This window comes from Microbacterium sp. sgz311019, assembly GCF_056135325.1.
This window is the reverse complement of record NZ_JBWAXO010000001.1, coordinates 502,059-521,977: the sequence shown is the minus strand read 5'-3', so window position 1 is coordinate 521,977 and position 19,919 is coordinate 502,059. Positions and strand designations below refer to the sequence as shown.

Below are 19,919 nucleotides of genomic sequence, written 5' to 3'. Positions count from 1 at the left end.
CTTGGCATGCGCCCTCGACATAGGGTCGGTGCATGTCCTTCGGAGCCCGGCTCGCCGCCCCCGCGTCCGGCGATCCGTGCCCCTGCGGCAGCGGCGAGGCGTTCGCCGCCTGCTGCGGCCCCCTGCTCGCGGGGCGGCCGGCGTCCACGGCCGAGCAGCTCATGCGCTCGCGCTACACGGCGTTCGCGACCGGGGATGCGGACCACCTCGTGCGAACCTGGCATCCGGGCACGCGGCCGGCGCAGCTCGAGCTCGATCCCGCGCAGCGGTGGACGGGCCTGCGCATCCTCGGGATCCTCGCCGGCGGCGAGGACGACGACGAGGGGGTCGTCGTGTTCGAGGCCTCCTGGGTCGAGGGAGCCGAGCGGGGCACGCTGCGCGAGCGCAGCCGCTTCTCCCGCCGCGGAGGGCGCTGGGTCTACGTCGACGGCGACGTCGGGCAGAGCTCCCTGCCAGGAGCCCGCTCGTAGACTGGACACCATGCGGATCCTGGCGGCCATGAGCGGCGGTGTCGACTCCGCCGTCGCGGCCGCGCGCGCCGTCGAGGCGGGACACGACGTCGTCGGCGTGCACCTCGCGCTCTCGCGCGCAGGCGGCACACTGCGCACGGGCAGCCGCGGGTGCTGCACCATCGAGGACGCGATGGACGCCCGTCGCGCGGCCGATCGCCTCGGCATCCCCTTCTATGTGTGGGACTTCTCGGAGCGCTTCCGCGACGACGTCATCGAGGACTTCGTCTCCGAGTACAAGGCGGGCCGCACGCCCAATCCCTGCATGCGCTGCAACGAGCGCATCAAGTTCGCCGCTCTGCTCGAGCGCGCCGTCGAACTCGGCTTCGATGCCGTCTGCACCGGCCACTACGCGTCGCTCGTGGAAACGCCGGACGGCCTCGAGCTGCACCGGGCATCGGACGCCGCGAAGGACCAGTCGTACGTCCTCGGCGTCCTCACCGGCGAGCAGCTCGCGCACACCTATTTCCCGCTCGGGGCGACGCCGTCCAAGGCGCTCGTCCGCGCGGAGGCCGAGGCGCGCGGACTGTCGGTGGCACACAAGCCCGACAGCCACGACATCTGCTTCATCCCCGACGGCGACACGCGCGGCTGGCTGGCCGAGAAGGTGGGCTCCGAGACGGGCGACATCGTGGATGCGTCGGGTGCCGTCGTCGGCTCTCACGACGGCGCACACGCGTACACGGTGGGCCAGCGTCGCGGGCTGCGCCTCGGCGTGCCCGCGCCCGACGGCAAGCCGCGCTTCGTGCTCGAGGTGCGCCCGGTATCGAACACCGTGGTCGTCGGGCCGAAGGAGGCGTTGGCGATCGGCGAGATCGCAGGTGCTCGGTTCAGCTGGGCGGGGCGGGCTCCGCAGACAGCGGAGTTCGCGTGCGACGTGCAGATCCGCGCGCACGCCGACCCTGTGCCCGCGCGGGCCCGGCTGCACGACGGGGCGGTGATCGTGAACCCGGAGAGCCCCTTCGAGGGAGTCGCTCCCGGTCAGACCGCCGTGCTCTACGACGGTACGCGTGTCATCGGCCAGTTCACGATCGACCGGACCGTGTCGGCGGTGCCCGCGGGCGTGTGAGGCGCCCGCATCCGTGTCGGTGCTCGCTCCTAGACTGACGGGGTGACGGATGCTGCAGCCACCGAGGAACTTCCCGATCTGAGCCTCGACCAGGCGCGTGCGGAGGCCGCGAGCCTCACCGAGCGCATCATCGAAGCGCGGGACGCCTACTATGGGCGCGACACGCTGGTGGTCGACGACGCAGAGTACGACGGATGGATGCATCGCCTCGAGGCGATCGAGCGGCTCTATCCCGAACTGCAGAGCCAGGATTCGCCGACGCTCACCGTCGGCGCCGCCGAGAACACGCAGTTCGCGCCCGTCGAGCATGCCGAGCGGATGCTGAGCCTCGACAACGTCTTCTCGCCGGACGAGCTGCGGGACTGGTGCGTCAAGGCGCAGTCCGCCGCCGGCACCCGAGTGCGCTGGCTGACGGAATTGAAGATCGACGGGCTCGCGATCAGCCTCCGGTACGAGAACGGCGTGCTCAGCTCCGCCGCGACGCGGGGCGACGGCAGGGTGGGCGAGGACGTGACCGTCAACGCCCTCCGTGTGGCCGGCATCCCGCAGCGCCTCAGCGGAACCGGGCATCCGCCGATCGTGGAGGTGCGCGGCGAGGTCTTCATCCCTGTGGCCGCGTTCGATCGGCTCAACGCCTTCCAGGCCGAGTTGCGCGAGCGGGTCGTCGAGGAGGCGCGAGCGCGCGGCAAGGGCTTCGACGAGATGAAGGCGCTGATCAGCGCAGAGCGCCGGTTCCCGTCGTTCGCGAATCCGCGCAACGCCGCGAGCGGCGGATTGCGTCAGCAGCTGGACAAGAAGGACGGCCTGGAGCTCGAGGCCGGTCGGGCGCGCCTGGAGTCGCTGCGACTCTTCGTGCACGGCATCGGCGCCTGGGCCCGCCCGCCTGTCACCTCGCAGAGCGAGGTGTACGGACTGCTCGCGGGATGGGGACTGCCGACGAGTCCTTACTTCCGCACGAGCGACGACATCGACGGCGTCCTCGACTTCGTCACGTACTACGGCGAGCACCGCCACGACGTCGAGCACGAGATCGACGGCATCGTCGTGAAGGTCGACGACCTCGCGATGCACGACGAGCTCGGAGCCACGAGCCGCGCACCGCGATGGGCGATCGCGTACAAGTACCCGCCCGAGCAGGTCAACACCAAGCTCCTCGACATCGTCGTCTCGGTCGGTCGCACAGGCCGCGCGACCCCGTACGCGGTGATGGCCCCCGCGCGGGTCGCGGGCTCGGTCGTCCGGCAGGCGACCCTCCACAACCAGGACGTCGTCCGCGCGAAGGGAGTGCTCATCGGGGACACGGTCGTGCTGCGCAAGGCGGGCGACGTCATCCCGGAGATCCTCGGTCCGGTCGTCGAACTGCGCGACGGCAGCGAACGCGAGTTCGTGATGCCCGCGAACTGCCCCGTGTGCGGCTTCCCCCTGCGCCCGGCCAAGGAGGGCGATATCGACCTGCGCTGCCCGAATGCCCGCTCGTGCCCGGCGCAGGTGCAGGGCCGCGTCGAGCACATCGGCTCGCGCGGCGCGCTCGACATCGAGGTGCTCGGCGAGGTGACCGCGGCCGCCCTCACGCAGGCGGAGCCGCCGTCCGTGCCGCCGCTCGAGACAGAGGCCGGCCTGTTCTCCCTGTCGCTCGAGGACCTCGTGCCGATCTCGGTCGTCGTACGCGACTCGGAGACCGGCGAGATGAAGGTCGACGAGCTCACCGGCCAGCCCGTGCGGCGGACCCCGTTCCGACGCAACCCGACGGCCGTCGAGAAGAAGCAGGGGATCGAGGGGCCGCAGCCCTCAGCTGCGGCGGTCAAGCTCCTGGCCGAACTCGAGAAGGCCAAGACGAAGGAGCTGTGGCGGCTGCTCGTCGCCCTCAACATCCGGCATGTCGGGCCCGTCGCGGCCCGCGCGCTGGCACAGTGGTTCGGCTCGCTCGATGCGATCCGCGCGGCCGACCGCGAGCAGCTCGCGGAGGTCGAAGGCGTCGGCGGCATCATCGCGGATTCGCTGATCGAGTGGTTCGAGGTCGACTGGCATCGCGAGATCGTCGAGCAGTGGACGGCCGCCGGCGTGCAATGGGCCATCCCGGGGCATCCCGGCCCCGGGGCGGCCGCCGTCACAGGCGGTGTGCTCGAGGGGCTGACCGTCGTCGCGACGGGCTCGCTGGAGGGCTACACGCGCGAGGGAGCGCAGGAGGCCATCATCCAGGCCGGTGGAAAGGCAGCGTCCAGCGTCTCGAAGAAGACGGACTTCGTGGCCGCCGGGCCCGGTGCGGGCTCGAAGCTCGCGAAGGCCGAGGAGCTCGGTGTCCGGATTCTAGATGCGGCGCAGTTCCACCTGCTCGTCACTCAGGGGCCGGAGGCCCTGCAGGCCCTTCCGTCCGACTGAGTCGTCAGGAGCCGGTCGTCAGCTGGAGGAGCGACTCCCGCACCTGACGCCGCAGCACCTTGCCGATGAGCGACTTCGGCAGCTCGTCCACGATGAAGATGCGCCGCGGCACCTTATAGGGGGTGAGGATGCCTCGGGCGAAATCGCGTATCGCCTCGACGTCGGGATCGCTCACACCGGGGGTGAGCACGATGGCCGCGACGACCTCCTCGCCGGAGCGCTCGCTGGGAAGACCGACGACCGCCGCATCCTCGACATCAGGGTGCTGGCGCAGGGCGTTCTCGACCTCGGTCGGGGCGACGTTGAAGCCGCCCGTGATGATGAGCTCCTTGATGCGGTCGACGATCCGGACGAAACCGGCCTCGTCGATCGTCACGATGTCGCCCGTGCGATACCAGCCTTCGGTGAACGAGGCCTCGGTCTCCTCCGGCTTGCCGTAGTAGCCGCTGAACACCTGCGGTCCCCGCACCACGAGTTCGCCCGGGGCGCCAGGCTCGACATCCTTCGTCGGCTCGTCGGGATCGACGACCCTGCACTCCGTGCCCGGGAGCGGGAGGCCGACGGTGCCCGGCACCCGGTTGTCGGCGACGGGGTTCGCCATGAGCACGGGCGAGCACTCCGACAGCCCATAGCCCTCGACGAGGTAGCCGCCGGAGGCGGCTTCGAAGGGGACGACGAGTTCGTGAGGCAACGCCATGGCGCCCGAGATCGCGACCTCGGTGCCCTTGAGCGACACCCCCTGCTCCTGCGCCGCTCTGAGAAGGCGCTCGGCGATCGGCGGCACGAGCGGGAGGAAGGTCGCGGGATGCTTCTTCGTCACCGCGAGGACCATGTCGGGGTCGAAGCGCGGGAAGAGCACGAGCCGCGCACCCATCGACATCGCGAACGTCAAGCAGAGGGTGAGTCCGTAGGCGTGGAACATGGGCAGGACCGCGTAGACGACGCATCCCCTGCCGCGCACGATCTGCGGCACCCACGCTCGCGCCTGCGCGGCGTTGGAGAGCAGGTTGCGATGGGTGAGGGCCGCGCCCTTCGGGGTTCCCGTCGTGCCGCTCGTGTACTGGATGATCGCGAGGTCGTCGGTGGCAGGCTTCGGATGCGTCGCGGGAAGCGGGTCGGAGCGCAGCAGCGTCTCCCATTCGAGCGTTCCCGAGACCCTCTCGTGGAGTGCCGCCCGCGACTCGCGCGCCTTGGCGATCGGCAGGCGCAGGGCCAGGCGCGTGCCGAACGGCATCGCCTTGGTGACGTCGACCGAGATCAGGTTGGTGACGGCGAGATCCGCGGGGAAGTCCTGGACGGTCTTGACGACCTTGCTCCAGACGATCGCGGTCTTGGCGCCATGGTCTTCGAACTGCTTGCGCAGCTCGCGCGGCGTGTAGACCGGATTGTGCTCGATCACGACAGCGCCGAGGCGCAGGATCGCGTAGAACGCGACGATGTGCTGCGGGCAGTTGGGCAGCACGATCGCGACCGTGTCGCCATGGCCGACGCCGAGAGCGCGCAGTCCCGCTGCGGCCCGGTCGATCTGCTCCTGCATGCGGCGGTACGTCGTCTCGGCCCCGAAGAACTGCAGAGCGGGAGCATCCGGATAGTCGCGGACGGATGCGGCGACGATGTCGACGAGCGAACCGGAGACGGGTTCGAGGTCGGCGGGGACGCCGGCGGCGTAGCTGGCGATCCAGGGCCGGGGCGGGTCGTAGTCGGTCACGCGCTCAGCCTACGGGTCGGTCAGGATTGGGGTGAGGGTGCCGTCTGTCGACCTCAGTGGAAGTCGCGTGAGGCGTGGCGCACCCCGACCCGCAGGTCCTCGAAGCCGTCGGCGAGGAGATTCGTCACCCCCTCGGGAGAGCGCTCCAGCATCCCGCGGACGATCAGCGCGTGGGAGTCGCGGACGACCCGGCGATGGCGAGTCCACACCCCCATCGAGCAGATGACGTTGATGAGACCGTGCTCGTCCTCGAGATTGAGGAAGGTGATGCCGGATGCCGTGGCCGGTCGCTGCCTGTGCGTCACCAGTCCCGCCACCTCGATGCGTCTGCCGGTCTCCGCGGTCCGCAGTGCTGCGGAGGAGACCACGCCGCGCTCGTCCAGCGCCGGACGGAAGTGCGCGATCGGATGGTCGTCGGTCGACACCCCCGTCGCCCACAGGTCGTCGGCGAGCACCTCGAAACTCGTCGGATCGGGGAACAGCGGCGGCTGGACGGAGACTGCGGTGCCGGGAAGGAGCTCTGGCCGCTCCTGCGCCGCAGAGCCCGCGAGCCAGATCGCCTCGCGTCGGGTCAGACCGAAGCAGTCGAAGGCGCCGGCGGTCGCCAGCGCCTCGAGCTGGGCCGCCGTGACGCCGGTGCGCCGTGCCAGGTCGTTCAGGTCGAGGTAGTGGCCGTGCGCCTCCCGCTCGGCCACGATGCGCTCCGCCGTCGCCGTTCCCACGCCCTTCACGCCGGCGAGGCCGAGCCGCACGGCGAAGGCGCTGTCCCGGCGATGCGAGGCGGACACGTCGGGAGCGTCCCGGTCGAAGTCGCCGATCGGAGGCTGATCGCGCTCCAGACAGGAGTCGAGACCAGGGCCCATGTCCCCGGAGGCCCCTCCCCACGCCACTCCACGCATCCCTTCGCGTTGCGCGGAGCCTCCGGCGTGCGGGCCCAGCGGCGCGCCGGTGCCGTGTGGAGTGGGGGTCGGGATCGGGCGGCGGTCGTCGCTGAGCGCCTCCATCCCGTCGAGCGCGCCGGAGAGGCGCAGGTCGGGCCGCAGCACCTCGACACCGTGTCGCCGCGCGTCGGCGACGAGGGTCGCCGCGGAGTAGAACCCCATCGGCTGAGCGCGCAGGAGCCCGGTGAGGAATGCGGCGGGGTAGTGCAGCTTGATCCATGAGCTCGCGTACACCAGCAGCGCGAACGACAGCGAGTGCGACTCGGCGAAGCCGAAGTTCGCGAACGCCTGGATGCGGGTGTAGATCGCGTCGGCCTCGGCATCCGTCAGACCGTGCCGCTTCATGCCGGCATAGAGCTTCGCTTTCAGCGACTCGATGCGCTCGATCCCGCGCTTCGAGCCCATCGCGCGGCGGAGGAGATCCGCATCCTCTCCGCTGAGATCGCCGATGACCATGCCCATCTGCATGAGCTGCTCCTGGAAGATCGGGATGCCGCGGGTGCGCTCGAGCACCGGCTCGAGGTCGTCGTGCGGGTAGGTGACGGGCTCCTGACCGAGCTTGCGGCGCACGAACGGGTGCACGGCGCCACCCTGGATCGGACCGGGGCGGATGAGCGCGATCTGGATCACGAGCTCGTAATACTCGCGCGGCTGCAGCCGGGGGAGCAGACCCATCTGGGCGCGCGACTCCACCTGGAAGACGCCGATGGAGTCGGCGCGGCACAGCATGTCGTAGACGGCTGGCTCCTCCTTCGGGATCTCGTCGAGTCCCCACCTCTCTCCGGTGGTCTCGTGGATCAGGTCGAAGCAGTGCTGGAGGGCGGACAGCATCCCGAGACCCAGCAGGTCGAACTTCACGAGGCCCATCCACGCCGAGTCGTCCTTGTCCCACTGGATGATGGTGCGGTCCTTCATCCGGGCATGCTCGATGGGGACGACCTCGCCGACGGGACGGTCGGTGAGCACCATGCCGCCCGAGTGGATGCCGAGGTGCCGGGGCGCCTTCAGCAACTCGCCGGCATACTCGATGACCTGATCGGGGATGTCGTGCGAGGCATCCGTCGACAGTGACGCACCCCACCGCTCGACCTGCTTCGACCAGGCGTCCTGCTGACCGGGGGAGTAGCCGAGTGCCCGAGCGACATCGCGCACCGCGTTCTTCGGCCGGTACTGGATGACGTTCGCCACCTGGGCGGAGCGCTCCCTCCCGTACCTGCGGTACACCCACTGGATGATCTCCTCGCGCCGGTCGGAGTCGAAGTCCACGTCGATGTCGGGCTCCTCGTCGCGGAGAGCCGAGAGGAAACGCTCGAAGGGCAGGTTGTACTTGATCGGGTCGACGGCGGTGATGCGCAGCAGGTAGCAGACGGCGCTGGATGCAGCGGACCCCCGCCCCTGGCACAGGATGCCGAGCCTTCGCGCCTCGGCGACGATGTCGTGGACGATGAGGAAGTAGCCGGGGAAGTCCTTCTGCTCGATGACGTCGAGCTCATGGGCGATCCGCGTGCGGCCGTCGTCGTCGAGCCGTGGGTAGCGCTCGGGGACGGCATTCCAGACGAGCTTGCGCAGGTACGACATCGGCGTGTGGCCCTCCGGCACCTCCTGTTTCGGGAGCGCCGGCCGCGCGCGGGCGAGCGGGAAGGCGAGCTCCTCGGCAAGCTCGACGCTGCGCGCAACGGCACCCGGATACAGGGCGAACCGTGCCGTCATCTCCGCGCCGGAGCGCAGGTGCGCACCGCCGTGGGCGGGGAGCCAGCCGTCCAGGTCGTCCATGCTGCGGCGGGCGCGGATGGCGGCGACCACACTCGCCAGGCGGGTGCGGTCGGGAGTGGCGTAGTGGACGTTCCCCGACGCGAGGACAGGCAGGCCGCGATCGGCGGCGAGCCCCGCCAGGATGTCGTTGCTCCGGTCGTCGAGGGGATCGCCGTGTGCGAACAGCTCGACGTAGACGCCGTCGCGCCCGAACAGCGCCGTCAGCTGGTCGAGCGCCTGGGCTGCGGCATCCGGTCCCGACTCGTGCAGCGCGCGCCGGACCGGGCCCTTGCGGCATCCCGTCAGCACGGCCCAGTGACCGTGCCCGGTGTCGGACAGATCGCCCAGGTCGTAGAGAGGCCGGCCCTTCTCCCGGCCTCGCAGCTGGGCACGTGTGATGGCGCCGGACAGGCGGTGATACCCCTCTTCGCCTCTGGCGAGGACGAGCAGATGCGTCCCGACGGGATCGGGCTCGCCGGTCTGTGGCCGCGGGAGGTCGAGGGACAGCTCGGCGCCGTAGACCGTCCGCACCTGGCGAGACTCCGCCGCCTCGGCGAAGCGGGAGGCGCCGTAGAACCCGTCGTGATCGGTGATCGCCAGTGCGCTGAGCCCCAGGCGCTCGGCCTCCTCGATGAGCTCCTCAGGGGAGGAGACGCCGTCGAGGAACGAGTAGGTGGAGTGGACGTGCAGCTCCGCGTACGGCACGGCGTCGTCCGGACGCTCGATCCGGGGAGCCACGTATGCGCCGCGTTTGCGGCTCCAGGCCGGACTGTCGCCGCCGTCCGCATCCGCGGGAATGGAATCAGGCCGCGTGCCGCTGAGAGCATGCTCCAGCTCGGACCACGAGATCGGAGGATTGTTGAAGCCCATCAGTCGTACCTGCCTTCCGCCCACCAGCGGCCGTCCTCCCGGACGAGCAGCCAGGCGTTCTGCTCGTCGTCCAGCACCTGGAAGCGCTGGGCACGGCGACGTCGAGTGGCATCCCACTCCCGTTCCGTGATGGGCCAGGGGCCGGTCCAGGCGACGACGGTGTTCGTCGTCCCGTCGGTCAGGAGCACGTCGGGAGCGGAGTTCAGGATTCCGCGATCATCGATCTCCACGGGACCGCCGTCGGCCGCGCGGACCTCGACGGGCACCGGACGGGGGAAGACCGTCGTCGGTCGCGGCTCGGGCAGGGATCCCGGCCAGGGTCTGCTGCGCACCTCGGGCGAGGGACCCCGATCTCCCCAGGGCACGAGCACCTGCCGTTCCGCCAGCCACCTGCCGCCGCCGATCGCGGGGATCACGACGCCGGTGTGCCCGAGCAGGGCCTGCACGCGGGACAGCGCGTGATGCAGCCGCTCATCGCTGCCCCGGCCGAAGAGGCCGGGCTGGTGACGGTTCGCGGCATCCACCGCCTCCGGCGCGATCTGGACGCGCGCGACCCGTGCGGACAGGCCCGCGCCCTCCAGCTGCCAGCGCACCCGGTCGACGATCTCCGCTGCGGAGAAGCATGCCGGATGCTGCCACACGCGCTCGGAGCGGCCGCCCTCCTCGTCGGCGAGTTCGATCCGCACCTCGGTGCAGACGAGGCCGGCGGCGTCCACCGCGGCGATGAACGCCTCCGCGGTCGTCCGCACCGCGAAGGCGACCTGATCCGCGGACTCGAGGGGCGGCTCGAACGCGATGGCACGTTCGAGCTCCGGCGGCGGCGGACTCGGTGTCACCGGGCTGGAGTCGGCGCCACCGGCGAGGGCCCGCAGCCGCACGCCTCGCTCGCCGAGGCGTGCCTGCACCTGGTTCTCGTCGAACGCGGCGAACGCCCCGAGCGTGCGCACGCCGAGCCGGACGAGGAGGTCCGCGAGATCGGGGTCGTCGAGCTCTGTCACCGACAGCGGCGCGAGAAAAGGCGCGGAGCCGCCGGGAGGGATGACCCGCACCCGGTCGTCGCCTCCCGCACGACGAGCCGCCTGCTCGGCCGTGAACAGGCCGTCGGCGACGCCGCCACGCACCTCGGCGAGCCCGAGCCCGGCGTGGACCTCCCGCAGCACGCGCGCGGCCTCGCGCTCGCCGCCGTAGTAACGGGCGGGGCCGCGGGCGCGGAGGGCGCACAGCCCGGGCCGTACGACGTGGACGCCCGGCGCCCTCTCCTCGATGGCGCGGATGACGGGGAGGTACTCGCGGTGGTCGCGGGCGAGGTCCTCCGGCACGATGCGCAGCTCGGGGCATCGGGCCTGCGCATCCCTCCGCCGTCGCCCGACCTGGATGCCCTCGGCGCGCGCGGTGGGCGAGCAGGCGACCACCGTGTTGCCGTGCACGATCGCGATCGGCGGCGCGGCCTCGCCGCTCGCGCCGTCGCCGATCGAACGGAGATAGGCCATCACCGGCCAGTCCGGGACCTCGAGCACGATGCTGCGCATGATCACCCCGCCGCCGAGAGAACAGCAGAAAGAGGAGCCGGGATGCGCGGAGCCTCGGCGATCACGGGAGAGAGACCGACGAAGGCGCCCTCCGGTCCGGGCAGCTGCATCCGTCCGCGCCGGGGGACGGGGGAGCGACGGCCCACGACGCTCACCGTCACCTCGCGCGCGGCGAGCAGCCCGTGGCCGTCCTCGAGTCCGGACCACACCGGGTCCTCCACCTCCAGGACGGCATGCGCATCCGGCCACGACCCGCTCACCAGCAGCACCCCGCCGCGATCGCGCAGCCGGGCGCTCAGCCGCGATGCCTCGGCCGGGCGGATGCCGGACCCCGGCCGCACGCCGATGACCGGCACCACCTCGGCCAGCGCCGAGACGACGGACAGCCAGCGCGGACCGGGCTCGGTCACCAGCGCCAGCCGGTCGAGCGCGATGCCGTAGTCCTCCGCGGCCTCGATCCCCAGCGCCGGATGCCCGACGATCGCGCACCAGGATCCCGCCCGCGACGGCGCCGCCAGCATCGCCAGCAGCAGGCTCGTGGATGTCTGGGGCAGCGCGTATACCGATCCGCGCCGCAGTCCCGGCTCGGGCAGGATGCCGGCGAGCGCGGACGGCGCCGGAAGGACGGGGACGTCGGCCTGCCGCCGCTCCACGCGCGCGAGCCGAGCGCGCAGCTGCGCGAGGTCGGCGGGAGCGGGGCGGGTGAGTGCCATGCATCGAGAGTAGAACGAAGGTACGACATTGACAATGCGATCGGGAGTCGTTCATCAGTCCTTCGATGCGAAGGAGGACCGTATGAAGCGTGTCCATCGAGCCCCATAGACTTGAGCGGTGTCTGAAATCACCCCCGATCTCGTGCGCCATCTCGGTGTGCTCGCCCGGATCCAGCTGAGCGACGTCGAGGTCGAGCGCCTCACCGGCCAGCTCGACGTGATCGTCTCGAACATCGCGAAGGTGTCCGAGGTCGCCACCCCGGACGTCCCCGCCACGAGTCATCCCGTCGCGCTGGAGAACGTGTTCCGCCCCGATGTCCCCGGCGACACGCTCACCGTCGACCAGGCGCTGCAGAACGCGCCCGACGCCGCCGACGGCCGCTTCCGCGTGACCGCGATCCTGGGAGAAGAGCAGTGACCGACCTCACCCGCCTTTCCGCCGCGGCCCTCGCCGAGAAGCTCGCCGCGCGCGAGGTGTCGAGCGTCGAGGCCACGCAGGCGCACCTCGACCGCATCGCGGCGGTGGATGCCGACATCCACGCCTTCCTCCACGTCAACGGCGCCGCGCTCGACGTGGCCGCCGAGATCGACCGCCGCCGCGCGGCGGGAGAGCAGCTCCACGAGCTCGCCGGCGTCCCGCTCGCCATCAAGGACGTGCTGGTCACCACCGACATGCCGTCCACGAGCGGATCGAAGATCCTCGAGGGCTACATGTCGCCCTACGACGCGACCGTCGTCGCCCGCTCGCGCGCCGCGGGCCTGGTGCCGCTCGGCAAGACCAACATGGACGAGTTCGCCATGGGCTCCTCCACCGAGCACTCGGCGTACGGCCCCACGCACAACCCGTGGGACCTCGACCGCATCCCGGGCGGCTCCGGCGGCGGCTCCGCCGCGGCCGTGGCCTCCTTCGAGGCGCCGCTGGCACTCGGCTCCGACACCGGCGGCTCCATCCGCCAGCCGGCGCACGTGACCGGCACGGTCGGCGTCAAGCCGACGTACGGCGGCGTCAGCCGCTACGGCGCGATCGCCCTCGCCTCGAGTCTCGACCAGGTCGGCCCCGTGACGCGGACGGTGCTCGACGCCGGGCTCCTCCACGACGTCATCGGCGGCCACGACCGGCACGACTCGACCTCGCTCGCCGAGACCTGGCCGTCGTTCGCCGCCGCTGCTCGCGAAGGCGCACGAGGCGACGTGCTCAAGGGCCTGAAGGTCGGCGTCATCCGCGAGCTTCCGGATGCAGGCTTCCAGCCTGGCGTCTCGGCGTCGTTCCGCGAGGCCCTGGCCGTGATGGCGGCGCAGGGCGCCGAGATCGTCGAGATCAGCGCTCCGCACTTCGAGTACGGCGTCGCCGCCTACTACCTGATCCTTCCGGCCGAGGCATCCAGCAACCTCGCGAAGTTCGACTCGGTGCGCTTCGGCCTCCGCGTCGACGTGGCCGGCGGCACCGTCGAGGACGTCATGGCCGCCACGCGCGACGCGGGATTCGGCGACGAGGTCAAGCGCCGCGTCATCCTCGGCACCTACGCGCTGTCGGCGGGCTACTACGACGCCTACTACGGCTCGGCGCAGAAGGTGCGCACCCTGATCCAGCGCGACTTCGACGAGGCGTTCGCACAGGTCGACATCATCGCGACGCCGTCGGCGCCCACCACGGCCTTCCGCCTCGGCGAGAAGATCGACGACCCGATGCAGATGTACCTCAACGATGTGACGACGATCCCGGCGAACCTCGCCGGAGTCCCCGGCATCTCGGTGCCGTCCGGGCTCGCCGCCGAGGACGGGCTGCCCGTCGGCATCCAGTTCCTCGCCCCGGTCCGCAAGGACGCGCGCCTGTACCGCGTGGGTGCGGCGCTCGAGGCGATCCTCGAAGACGGATGGGGCGGTCCCCTGCTCGACCGCGCCCCGGTGCTCACTGCGAACGGAGGGTCCCGCTGATGGCGAAGGACGCGCTGATGGACTTCGACGAGGCGCTCGAGCGGTTCGAGCCCGTCCTCGGCTTCGAAGTGCACGTCGAGCTGAACACCGAGACCAAGATGTTCTCGGCCGCGCCGAACCCGGCGCATCCCGCACAGCACGACGCGGCGCCGAACACGCTGGTCGCGCCCGTCGACATGGGTCTGCCCGGTGCGCTCCCGGTCGTCAACGAGCAGGCGGTGCGCTACTCGATCAGCCTGGGTCTCGCTCTCGGCTGCTCGATCGCGCCGTCGAGCCGCTTCGCCCGGAAGAACTACTTCTACCCCGACCTCGGCAAGAACTACCAGATCTCGCAGTACGACGAACCCATCGCGTTCGAGGGCGAAGTCGAGATCGAGCTCGAGGACGGCACGCTCTTCCAGGTCCCGATCGAGCGTGCGCACATGGAAGAGGATGCCGGCAAGCTGACGCACATCGGCGGCTCCACCGGGCGGATCCAGGGCGCGGAGTACTCGCTCGTGGACTACAACCGCGCGGGCGTGCCGCTCATCGAGATCGTCACGAAGCCGATCTTCGGCGCGGAGGGCCGTGCGCCGAAGCTCGCCGCCGCCTATGTCCGCGCGATCCGCGAGATCGTGATCGGCCTCGGCATCTCGGAGGCGCGCATGGAGCGCGGCAACCTGCGCTGCGACGCGAACGTCTCGCTGCGGCCGCACGGTCAGGAGAAGCTCGGCACCCGCACCGAGACGAAGAACGTCAACTCGATGCGCTCGGTCGAGCGCGCCGTCCGTTACGAGATCCAGCGCCAGGCCGCGATCCTCGCCGCCGGCGGCACGATCATCCAGGAGACCCGCCACTGGCACGAGGACACCGGCACGACCTCACCCGGGCGTCCCAAGTCCGACGCCGACGATTATCGATACTTCCCCGAGCCCGATCTGCTCCCTGTCGTCCCCGCACCTGAGCTGATCGAGGAGCTGCGCGCGGCCCTTCCCGAGCAGCCCGCTGTGCGCCGACGCCGCCTGAAGGCCGACTGGGGCTTCACTGATCTCGAGTTCCAGGACGTCGCCAACGGCGGTCTGGTCGAGGTCGTCGAAGCGACGGTCGCGGCGGGCGCCACGCCCGCTGCCGCCCGCAAGTGGTGGACGGGCGAGATCACCCGTGTCGCGAACGAGCAGCAGCGCGACGCCTCCGACCTCGTCACTCCCGAGGGCGTCGCCCAGTTGCAGGGTCTCGTCGAGGCTGGCACGCTCACCGACAAGCTCGCCCGCCAGGTGCTCGAGGGCATGATCGCCGGTGAAGGCTCGCCGCAGGAGGTCGTGGATGCCCGCGGCCTCGCGGTCGTATCGGACGACGGCGCGCTCATCGCGGCGATCGACGACGCCCTCGCTGCCCAGCCCGATGTGCTCGAGAAGATCCGCGACGGCAAGGTGCAGGCCGCCGGCGCGGTCATCGGCGCCGTGATGAAGGCGATGAAGGGTCAGGCCGACGCCGCACGCGTACGCGAGCTCGTCCTGGAGCGCGCGCAGCAGTAGCGACGGCGGCACCGCTGTGTGTCGGCCGTGCGAGAGAGAATCGGACCATGGGACGCGGCGACGGATCGGGACGCATCGTCTCGCCCGACGACGCGGACGACACGGATACCGGCATCCTGCACGTCGACATGGATGCGTTCTACGCCTCGGTGGAGGTCCTCGATGACCCGACCCTGCAGGGCAAGCCGATCATCGTGGGCGCGCCCGAGGGCCGGAGCGTCGTTTCCAGCGCATCGTATGAGGCGCGCCGCTTCGGCGTGCGCTCGGCGATGCCGGTCTCTCAGGCGCTGCGCCTGTGCCCGACCGCGATCGTCGTGCAGCCGCACTTCGACCGCTACGTCGAGCTGTCGCGGCGGGTGATGGACATCTTCCGGTCCGTCACGCCGCTCGTCGAGCCGCTGTCGATCGATGAGGCGTTCCTCGACGTGCGCGGTGCGCGCCGGCTGTGGGGGAGTCCGGGTCGCATCGCCCGCATGCTGCGGGCCCGGGTGCTCGACGAGACCGGACTGACCTGCAGCATCGGGGTGGCCGCCACCAAACACGTCGCGAAGATGGCCTCCACGATCAGCAAGCCCGACGGACTGCTGATCGTCGCCGGCCCCGACACGCAGGCCTTCCTCGCCGCCCGCCCGGTCCGCGCGCTCTGGGGAGTCGGTCCCAAGTCGGCCGAGGCCCTCGAGGGGCGGGGCATCCACACGGTCGCCGATGTGCTGGCCACTCCGCGGCCGGTGCTCGACCGTGCCCTGGGGCCGGCGATGGGCGAACGGATCTGGCACTTGGCCCGCGGCATCGACGCGCGGGAGGTCGATACGCAGCGGATCGAGAAGAGCATCGGCCACGAGGAGACCTTCCACGAGGACATCTCGGATGCGGTCATCCTGCGATCCGAACTGCGGCGGCTGGCCGACCGCGTCGGGGCGCGTCTTCGTCAGGGAGGATGGGAGGCGAGGACGGTGGCGCTCAAGCTGCGGTTCGCCGACTTCACGACGATCAGTCGGTCGCAGACGCTGCCCGAGCCCACCTCGGTGAGCCAGCGGATCGGGGAGGCGGCGGTGGAGCTCTTCGAGTCCGTCGACCGCTACCAGCCCGTCCGGCTCATCGGTGTGCGCGGCGAACGGCTGCAGGTCGCAGAGGCCAACGGCCTCGCGCTGTGGGACGACGACGAGGACTGGCGCCGCGTCGAGGACGCGCTGGACGGAGCGACGGCCCGGTTCGGGCGGGGTGCGGTGACGCGTGCGACTCACCTCGGCCCCTCCCGCGGCGGCGGGTCGCTGCCGTCGAATCCCCGGCCGTCTTCGCAGTGACGGCGATACGCCATCCCGCCGCGGGCGTGAGCGCGCTACCGTGGACGCATGCCCAATCTCGCACTCGATCTCGGTCGGCAGGCAACGGACTTCGGCGTGAAGAGCGCCTACGGTGAGAAGCAGGATGTCGACGGCGTCACTGTGATCCCCGTGGCGATGACCTGGTCAGGCTTCGGCGGCGGTTCGGATGAGGCCGGCAACGGCGGTGGCGGTGGGGGCGGCTACGCCGTCCCGGTCGGCGCGTACATCGGCAGCGGTGGGAGCGTCCGGTTCGAGCCGAACCCCGTCGCCCTCCTGGCGGTCGCCGTGCCGTTCCTGTTCGTCGCCGGCTTCGCCATCGGCCGCGCGGGTCGCGCCATCAGCCGTGTCATCCGCGCCTTCAAGTAGGAATCCCGACCCGGTCCAGATCGCGCTGGATGCCGCGGCATCCACCCTCGTCGACGCCGTGCGCGCCGTGTCGGCGTCGAATCCCGTCGTGCTCATCGACGGGCGCAGCGGGGCAGGCAAGACGAGTCTCGCCCGCGAACTGGTCGCGCGGTGGCCCTTGCGCGGGCCCGTGCAGTACGTGGCGCTCGACTCTCTGTACCCGGGGTGGGACGGTATGGCCGACGGCGTCGAGACCGCGCGCGAGCTGATTCTCGCGCCGCACGCGCGCGGGCTGGTCGGCACCTGGCAGCGGTGGGCGTGGGATGCCGACGCCTACGCCGAGTCGCATGCCGTGGATCCCGCGCTTCCGCTGGTGATCGAGGGATGCGGCATCCTCACTCCGCGGACCAGTCGGATGAGCGACATCCGCGTGTGGCTGGAGTCGCCGGAGTCCTCTCGCAAGCACCGTGCGCTCACGCGCGACGGCGACACATTCCGCCCGCACTGGACGCGCTGGGCCGAGCAGGAGGAACGTCACCTCGCGCGCGACGAGCCGGCCGGGCTGGCGACGCACGTCTTCCGCATCCCCTGACCGGACGGGCGGGCGGGTCACTCCTCCAGGGAGTCGACTTCTTGGACGAGCGCGTCCAGGCGGTAGCCGAGCCAATCGTAGACGGCGAATCGCGGGTCTTGATCGTCGTGATCGTCCTCGCTGGCGATCCCGAGCCGCTCGGCGAGGACGAGCCGCAGGGCGGCGAGCGCACGCAGCCACGATGCGATGTCGTCCGTCGAGAGGCGGAGCGAGACGATGTCGAGAGAGTTCTCCTCGGTGAGGGCCTCGGGGTCGGCGCCCGCGTTCGCGAGACCTGCGAGTACGACGCGGGCGTCGCCGCGACGGCGGTCGAGCAGGTCCGACTGCGTCATGGAGCGGAATTCGGCGGATGCGTCGCCATCCTCCGGGTAGGCGTCCGGGGTGAGGCGGTGGACGGCGGGATCCGTGGAGTCGCCGGGGGCCGACGCATCCAGGACATCGAGGAACTGGCCGACGAGCCCCATGAGGTGCGCGGCCTCGATCCGGCTCATGTCGACGATCAGATCGGTCATCCGGCCCTCCGCACCGTGGCCCACAGGCCGTAGTCGTGCATCGCCTGCGTGTGCAACTCCATCTGCTCGCGGGCGCCCTCGGCGACGACGGCGTGCCCGTCGTTGTGCACGGCCAGCATGAGTCGCGTGGCCTCGGGCGTGGAGTAGCCGAAGTACGTGCGGAACACATGCACGACGTAGGACATCAGGTTCACGGGGTCGTTCCAGACCACGGTCTGCCAGGGCGACGACGCGAGATCGGCGAGGTCGATGTCCTCGCGGATGTCGGGTGCCGTGCCGGCGATCATGCCCACCCCAGCTCGTGGAGCCGGTCGTCGTCGATGCCGTAGAAGTGGGCGATCTCGTGGACGAGCGTCGTGTGCACCTCGTCGCGCAGTTCGTCCTCGTCGTCGCATGCCGCCAGATGCGGTTCGCGGTACACGATGATGCGGTCGGGCAGCTCGCCCATCCCGTAGCGGTCGCGCTCGGTCAGTGCGAGGCCGTCGTACAGTCCGAGGAGGTCGAGACTGCCGTCCTCGGGACGGGCCTCCACGGCGAAGACGACGTTCTCGAGGCCGTCGACCATGTCGTCCGGGAGCTGGTCGAGCTCATCGATCACGAGCGCCTCGAAGGTCTCGGCATCCATCTCCACCATGCGGCGCTCATTCGCTTCTTACGCGAACGGGGCGCCTGGGCGCCCCGTTCGATTGGGGTGAGTAACGGGACTTGAACCCGCGACCCCCTGGACCACAACCAGGTGCTCTACCAACTGAGCTATACCCACCAAGTCACACCCGCTCGCGCGGGCAGCCAGACGATTCTCTCACATCTGCGGAGCGTACGACGACACGGCGGCATCGGCCGCGGCCCGCGCCGTCTCGCTCGTCGGTCCGGGCTGCGGGACGAAGACCGCCTGGCGATAATAGGCGAGCTCGCGGACCGACTCGCGGATGTCGGCGAGGGCGCGATGGCCGCCGTCCTTGACCGGGGCGTGGATGTACGCACGCGGGAACCAGCGGCGGGAGAGCTCTTTGACGCTCGACACATCGATGTTCCGGTAGTGCAGCCATCGGTCGACTCGCGGCATGTACTTGGCGAGGAACATGCGGTCCGTCCCGATCGTGTTCCCAGCGAGCGGAGCCTTGCCTTCGGTGACCACGAAGCGCTGGATGTATTCGAGCACCTGGAACTCGGCGTCCGCCGTCGTGACGCCGTGGGGGATCTCGTCCAGGAGTCCCGAGGCGCGGTGCATGTTGGTGACGAAGTCGCTCATGTGCTCGAGTGCCGAGGCATCGGGCTTGATGACGATCTGGAAGCCGTCGTCGAGAGGTCGCAGCTCGAAGTCCGTGACGATGACCGCGATCTCCACGAGCTCGTCGATCTCCGGATCGAGGCCCGTCATCTCGCAGTCGATCCAGACGAGCCGGTCGTTCTCGGAGCTTCCCACCATGCGCCCATCCTAACGACGGCGCCGGACACCCCGTCCAGGCGGCGGACGGCGACGACGGATGCGGCCCCCCAGAGGTGATTCGAACACCTGACCGGCGGATTAGAAGGCCGCTGCTCTATCCACTGAGCTACTGGGGGAGAGGTCCCTCCAGGCTACCTTCCGCCCCGCGGGTGCGACGACCCCACCGCCTGCGCGAGTCGAAGAGCGGCAGCGCCACGTGCACGAGCGGGCCGATGCCGAGGGCGAAGATGACCGTCCCGATGCCCACGGTGCCGCCGAGGAACCATCCCACGACGAGAACGGTCGACTCGACGCCCAGCCGGCACGCCCAGATCGGCCAGCCGAACCGCGAGTGCATCCCCGTCATGAGCCCGTCGCGCGGCCCAGGGCCGAAGTGGGCGCCGATGTAGAGGCCGCTGGCGACGGCCACGAGGATCACCCCCGTCAGGAGCATCGCGATCTGCGCGGGCAGACTGGATGCCACGGGCACGACCGTGACCGTCAGCTGGATGACCGTGCCTACGAGCAGGATGTTGAGAATCGTGCCGAGGCCGGGCTTCTGCCGCAGCGGGATCCACAGCAGCAGCACGAGGAGTCCGATGATGTTGGTGATCCAGCCGATGCCGATGCCCGTGTGCACCGACACGCCCTGCGCGAAGACCGTCCACGGGTCGAGCCCGAGCCCTGCCTGCACGCAGAGTCCGTCGGCGAAGCCGTAGAGGGCGAGCCCGACGAGCAGCTGGATCACACGACGCGACATAGAGCAATCCAATCGCATAAGTGGCCTGGTCACTACG

The 19,919-nt window shown here is 70.6% G+C and carries 18 protein-coding genes and 2 tRNA genes; 9 read left to right on the top strand and 11 right to left on the bottom strand.

Annotated elements, in window-relative coordinates:
* Nucleotides 1-32 precede the first annotated feature (32 nt).
* From AC0NZN_RS02480 to ligA, 3 genes are read left to right on the top strand one after another with little or no spacing between them, the layout of a single operon-like run.
* The gene (locus tag AC0NZN_RS02480; protein WP_474590676.1) at nucleotides 33-470 is read left to right on the top strand and encodes a YchJ family protein; all 438 of its coding nucleotides are present in this window, start codon (nucleotides 33-35) and stop codon (nucleotides 468-470) included.
* 10 nt (nucleotides 471-480) lie between these two features.
* Nucleotides 481-1,578, top strand: a complete 1,098-nt coding sequence (gene mnmA, locus AC0NZN_RS02475) for a tRNA 2-thiouridine(34) synthase MnmA (RefSeq protein ID WP_474590675.1) — start codon at nucleotides 481-483, stop codon at nucleotides 1,576-1,578.
* A gap of 42 nt (nucleotides 1,579-1,620) precedes the next feature.
* Entirely contained in the window at nucleotides 1,621-3,957 is a 2,337-nt protein-coding gene (gene ligA, locus AC0NZN_RS02470) for an NAD-dependent DNA ligase LigA (RefSeq protein WP_474590674.1), read from the top strand.
* A 4-nt stretch (nucleotides 3,958-3,961) separates the two neighbouring features.
* Here the strand turns inward: ligA and AC0NZN_RS02465 are convergent, their stop codons facing one another.
* From AC0NZN_RS02465 to AC0NZN_RS02450, 4 genes are read right to left on the bottom strand one after another with little or no spacing between them, the layout of a single operon-like run.
* Entirely contained in the window at nucleotides 3,962-5,665 is a 1,704-nt protein-coding gene (locus tag AC0NZN_RS02465) for a long-chain-fatty-acid--CoA ligase (protein WP_474590673.1), read from the bottom strand.
* Nucleotides 5,666-5,718: 53 nt separating this feature from the next.
* Entirely contained in the window at nucleotides 5,719-9,228 is a 3,510-nt protein-coding gene (locus AC0NZN_RS02460) for an error-prone DNA polymerase (RefSeq protein ID WP_474590672.1), read from the bottom strand.
* Nucleotides 9,228-10,757, bottom strand: a complete 1,530-nt coding sequence (locus tag AC0NZN_RS02455) for a DNA polymerase Y family protein (RefSeq protein ID WP_474590671.1) — start codon at nucleotides 10,755-10,757, stop codon at nucleotides 9,228-9,230. The genes AC0NZN_RS02460 and AC0NZN_RS02455 overlap by 1 nt, the downstream gene beginning before the upstream one ends.
* A gap of 2 nt (nucleotides 10,758-10,759) precedes the next feature.
* Nucleotides 10,760-11,470 (bottom strand): hypothetical protein, encoded by a 711-nt coding sequence (locus AC0NZN_RS02450; protein WP_474590670.1) that lies wholly within the window; start codon nucleotides 11,468-11,470, stop codon nucleotides 10,760-10,762.
* A gap of 118 nt (nucleotides 11,471-11,588) precedes the next feature.
* Between AC0NZN_RS02450 and gatC the strand changes: the two genes are divergently transcribed.
* The 6 genes from gatC to AC0NZN_RS02420 are packed head-to-tail and all read left to right on the top strand — an operon-like array spanning nucleotide 11,589 to nucleotide 17,181.
* On the top strand, nucleotides 11,589-11,888 hold the full coding sequence (gatC, locus tag AC0NZN_RS02445; protein ID WP_474590669.1) for an Asp-tRNA(Asn)/Glu-tRNA(Gln) amidotransferase subunit GatC: 300 nt from the start codon (nucleotides 11,589-11,591) through the stop codon (nucleotides 11,886-11,888).
* A complete protein-coding gene (gatA, locus tag AC0NZN_RS02440) occupies nucleotides 11,885-13,405 on the top strand; it encodes an Asp-tRNA(Asn)/Glu-tRNA(Gln) amidotransferase subunit GatA (protein ID WP_474590668.1) in 1,521 nt (506 codons plus the stop codon). Before gatC ends, gatA begins: the two co-directional genes overlap by 4 nt.
* Nucleotides 13,405-14,919, top strand: coding sequence for an Asp-tRNA(Asn)/Glu-tRNA(Gln) amidotransferase subunit GatB (gene gatB / locus AC0NZN_RS02435; protein WP_474590667.1), 1,515 nt, complete (start codon nucleotides 13,405-13,407; stop codon nucleotides 14,917-14,919). The genes gatA and gatB overlap by 1 nt, the downstream gene beginning before the upstream one ends.
* Before the next feature lie 47 nt (nucleotides 14,920-14,966).
* The gene (locus tag AC0NZN_RS02430) at nucleotides 14,967-16,223 is read left to right on the top strand and encodes a DNA polymerase IV (protein ID WP_474590666.1); all 1,257 of its coding nucleotides are present in this window, start codon (nucleotides 14,967-14,969) and stop codon (nucleotides 16,221-16,223) included.
* A gap of 48 nt (nucleotides 16,224-16,271) precedes the next feature.
* Complete coding sequence (locus AC0NZN_RS02425; RefSeq protein ID WP_474590665.1) at nucleotides 16,272-16,610, top strand: hypothetical protein; 339 nt, start codon at nucleotides 16,272-16,274, stop codon at nucleotides 16,608-16,610.
* Nucleotides 16,588-17,181, top strand: coding sequence for a nucleoside/nucleotide kinase family protein (locus AC0NZN_RS02420; protein ID WP_474590664.1), 594 nt, complete (start codon nucleotides 16,588-16,590; stop codon nucleotides 17,179-17,181). The genes AC0NZN_RS02425 and AC0NZN_RS02420 overlap by 23 nt, the downstream gene beginning before the upstream one ends.
* Before the next feature lie 17 nt (nucleotides 17,182-17,198).
* Here the strand turns inward: AC0NZN_RS02420 and AC0NZN_RS02415 are convergent, their stop codons facing one another.
* The 7 genes from AC0NZN_RS02415 to yczE all read right to left on the bottom strand — a co-directional run bounded on the left by AC0NZN_RS02415 (nucleotide 17,199) and on the right by yczE (nucleotide 19,882).
* The gene (locus AC0NZN_RS02415) at nucleotides 17,199-17,693 is read right to left on the bottom strand and encodes a DUF2017 family protein (protein WP_474590663.1); all 495 of its coding nucleotides are present in this window, start codon (nucleotides 17,691-17,693) and stop codon (nucleotides 17,199-17,201) included.
* Nucleotides 17,690-17,980, bottom strand: coding sequence for an ATP-dependent Clp protease adapter ClpS (gene clpS / locus AC0NZN_RS02410; RefSeq protein ID WP_474590662.1), 291 nt, complete (start codon nucleotides 17,978-17,980; stop codon nucleotides 17,690-17,692). The genes AC0NZN_RS02415 and clpS overlap by 4 nt, the downstream gene beginning before the upstream one ends.
* Nucleotides 17,977-18,327 carry a metallopeptidase family protein gene (locus AC0NZN_RS02405; protein ID WP_474590661.1) on the bottom strand — a complete coding sequence of 117 codons (351 nt, stop codon included), beginning with the start codon at nucleotides 18,325-18,327 and terminating at the stop codon, nucleotides 17,977-17,979. The genes clpS and AC0NZN_RS02405 overlap by 4 nt, the downstream gene beginning before the upstream one ends.
* Nucleotides 18,328-18,380: 53 nt before the next feature.
* Nucleotides 18,381-18,456, bottom strand: a tRNA-His gene (locus AC0NZN_RS02400).
* Nucleotides 18,457-18,495: 39 nt separating this feature from the next.
* A complete protein-coding gene (gene orn, locus AC0NZN_RS02395) occupies nucleotides 18,496-19,122 on the bottom strand; it encodes an oligoribonuclease (protein ID WP_474590660.1) in 627 nt (208 codons plus the stop codon).
* Between the two features lie 64 nt (nucleotides 19,123-19,186).
* A tRNA-Arg gene (locus AC0NZN_RS02390) sits at nucleotides 19,187-19,259 on the bottom strand.
* Complete coding sequence (yczE, locus tag AC0NZN_RS02385; RefSeq protein WP_474590659.1) at nucleotides 19,250-19,882, bottom strand: membrane protein YczE; 633 nt, start codon at nucleotides 19,880-19,882, stop codon at nucleotides 19,250-19,252. The genes AC0NZN_RS02390 and yczE overlap by 10 nt, the downstream gene beginning before the upstream one ends.
* Nucleotides 19,883-19,919 lie beyond the last annotated feature (37 nt).

Excerpts from the sequence above, each read along its gene's own strand:
- AC0NZN_RS02480 (WP_474590676.1), top strand. The coding sequence starts at position 33 with ATGTCCTTCGGAGCCCGGCTCGCCGCCCCCGCGTCCGGCGATCCGTGC.
- mnmA (WP_474590675.1), top strand. The coding sequence starts at position 481 with ATGCGGATCCTGGCGGCCATGAGCGGCGGTGTCGACTCCGCCGTCGCG.
- AC0NZN_RS02460 (WP_474590672.1), bottom strand. The coding sequence starts at position 9,228 with ATGGGCTTCAACAATCCTCCGATCTCGTGGTCCGAGCTGGAGCATGCT.
- AC0NZN_RS02455 (WP_474590671.1), bottom strand. The coding sequence starts at position 10,757 with ATGCGCAGCATCGTGCTCGAGGTCCCGGACTGGCCGGTGATGGCCTAT.
- AC0NZN_RS02450 (WP_474590670.1), bottom strand. The coding sequence starts at position 11,470 with ATGGCACTCACCCGCCCCGCTCCCGCCGACCTCGCGCAGCTGCGCGCT.
- gatB (WP_474590667.1), top strand. The coding sequence starts at position 13,405 with ATGGCGAAGGACGCGCTGATGGACTTCGACGAGGCGCTCGAGCGGTTC.
- AC0NZN_RS02430 (WP_474590666.1), top strand. The coding sequence starts at position 14,967 with ATGGGACGCGGCGACGGATCGGGACGCATCGTCTCGCCCGACGACGCG.
- AC0NZN_RS02425 (WP_474590665.1), top strand. The coding sequence starts at position 16,272 with ATGCCCAATCTCGCACTCGATCTCGGTCGGCAGGCAACGGACTTCGGC.
- AC0NZN_RS02415 (WP_474590663.1), bottom strand. The coding sequence starts at position 17,693 with ATGACCGATCTGATCGTCGACATGAGCCGGATCGAGGCCGCGCACCTC.
- clpS (WP_474590662.1), bottom strand. The coding sequence starts at position 17,980 with ATGATCGCCGGCACGGCACCCGACATCCGCGAGGACATCGACCTCGCC.
- AC0NZN_RS02405 (WP_474590661.1), bottom strand. The coding sequence starts at position 18,327 with ATGGTGGAGATGGATGCCGAGACCTTCGAGGCGCTCGTGATCGATGAG.
- orn (WP_474590660.1), bottom strand. The coding sequence starts at position 19,122 with ATGGTGGGAAGCTCCGAGAACGACCGGCTCGTCTGGATCGACTGCGAG.
- yczE (WP_474590659.1), bottom strand. The coding sequence starts at position 19,882 with ATGTCGCGTCGTGTGATCCAGCTGCTCGTCGGGCTCGCCCTCTACGGC.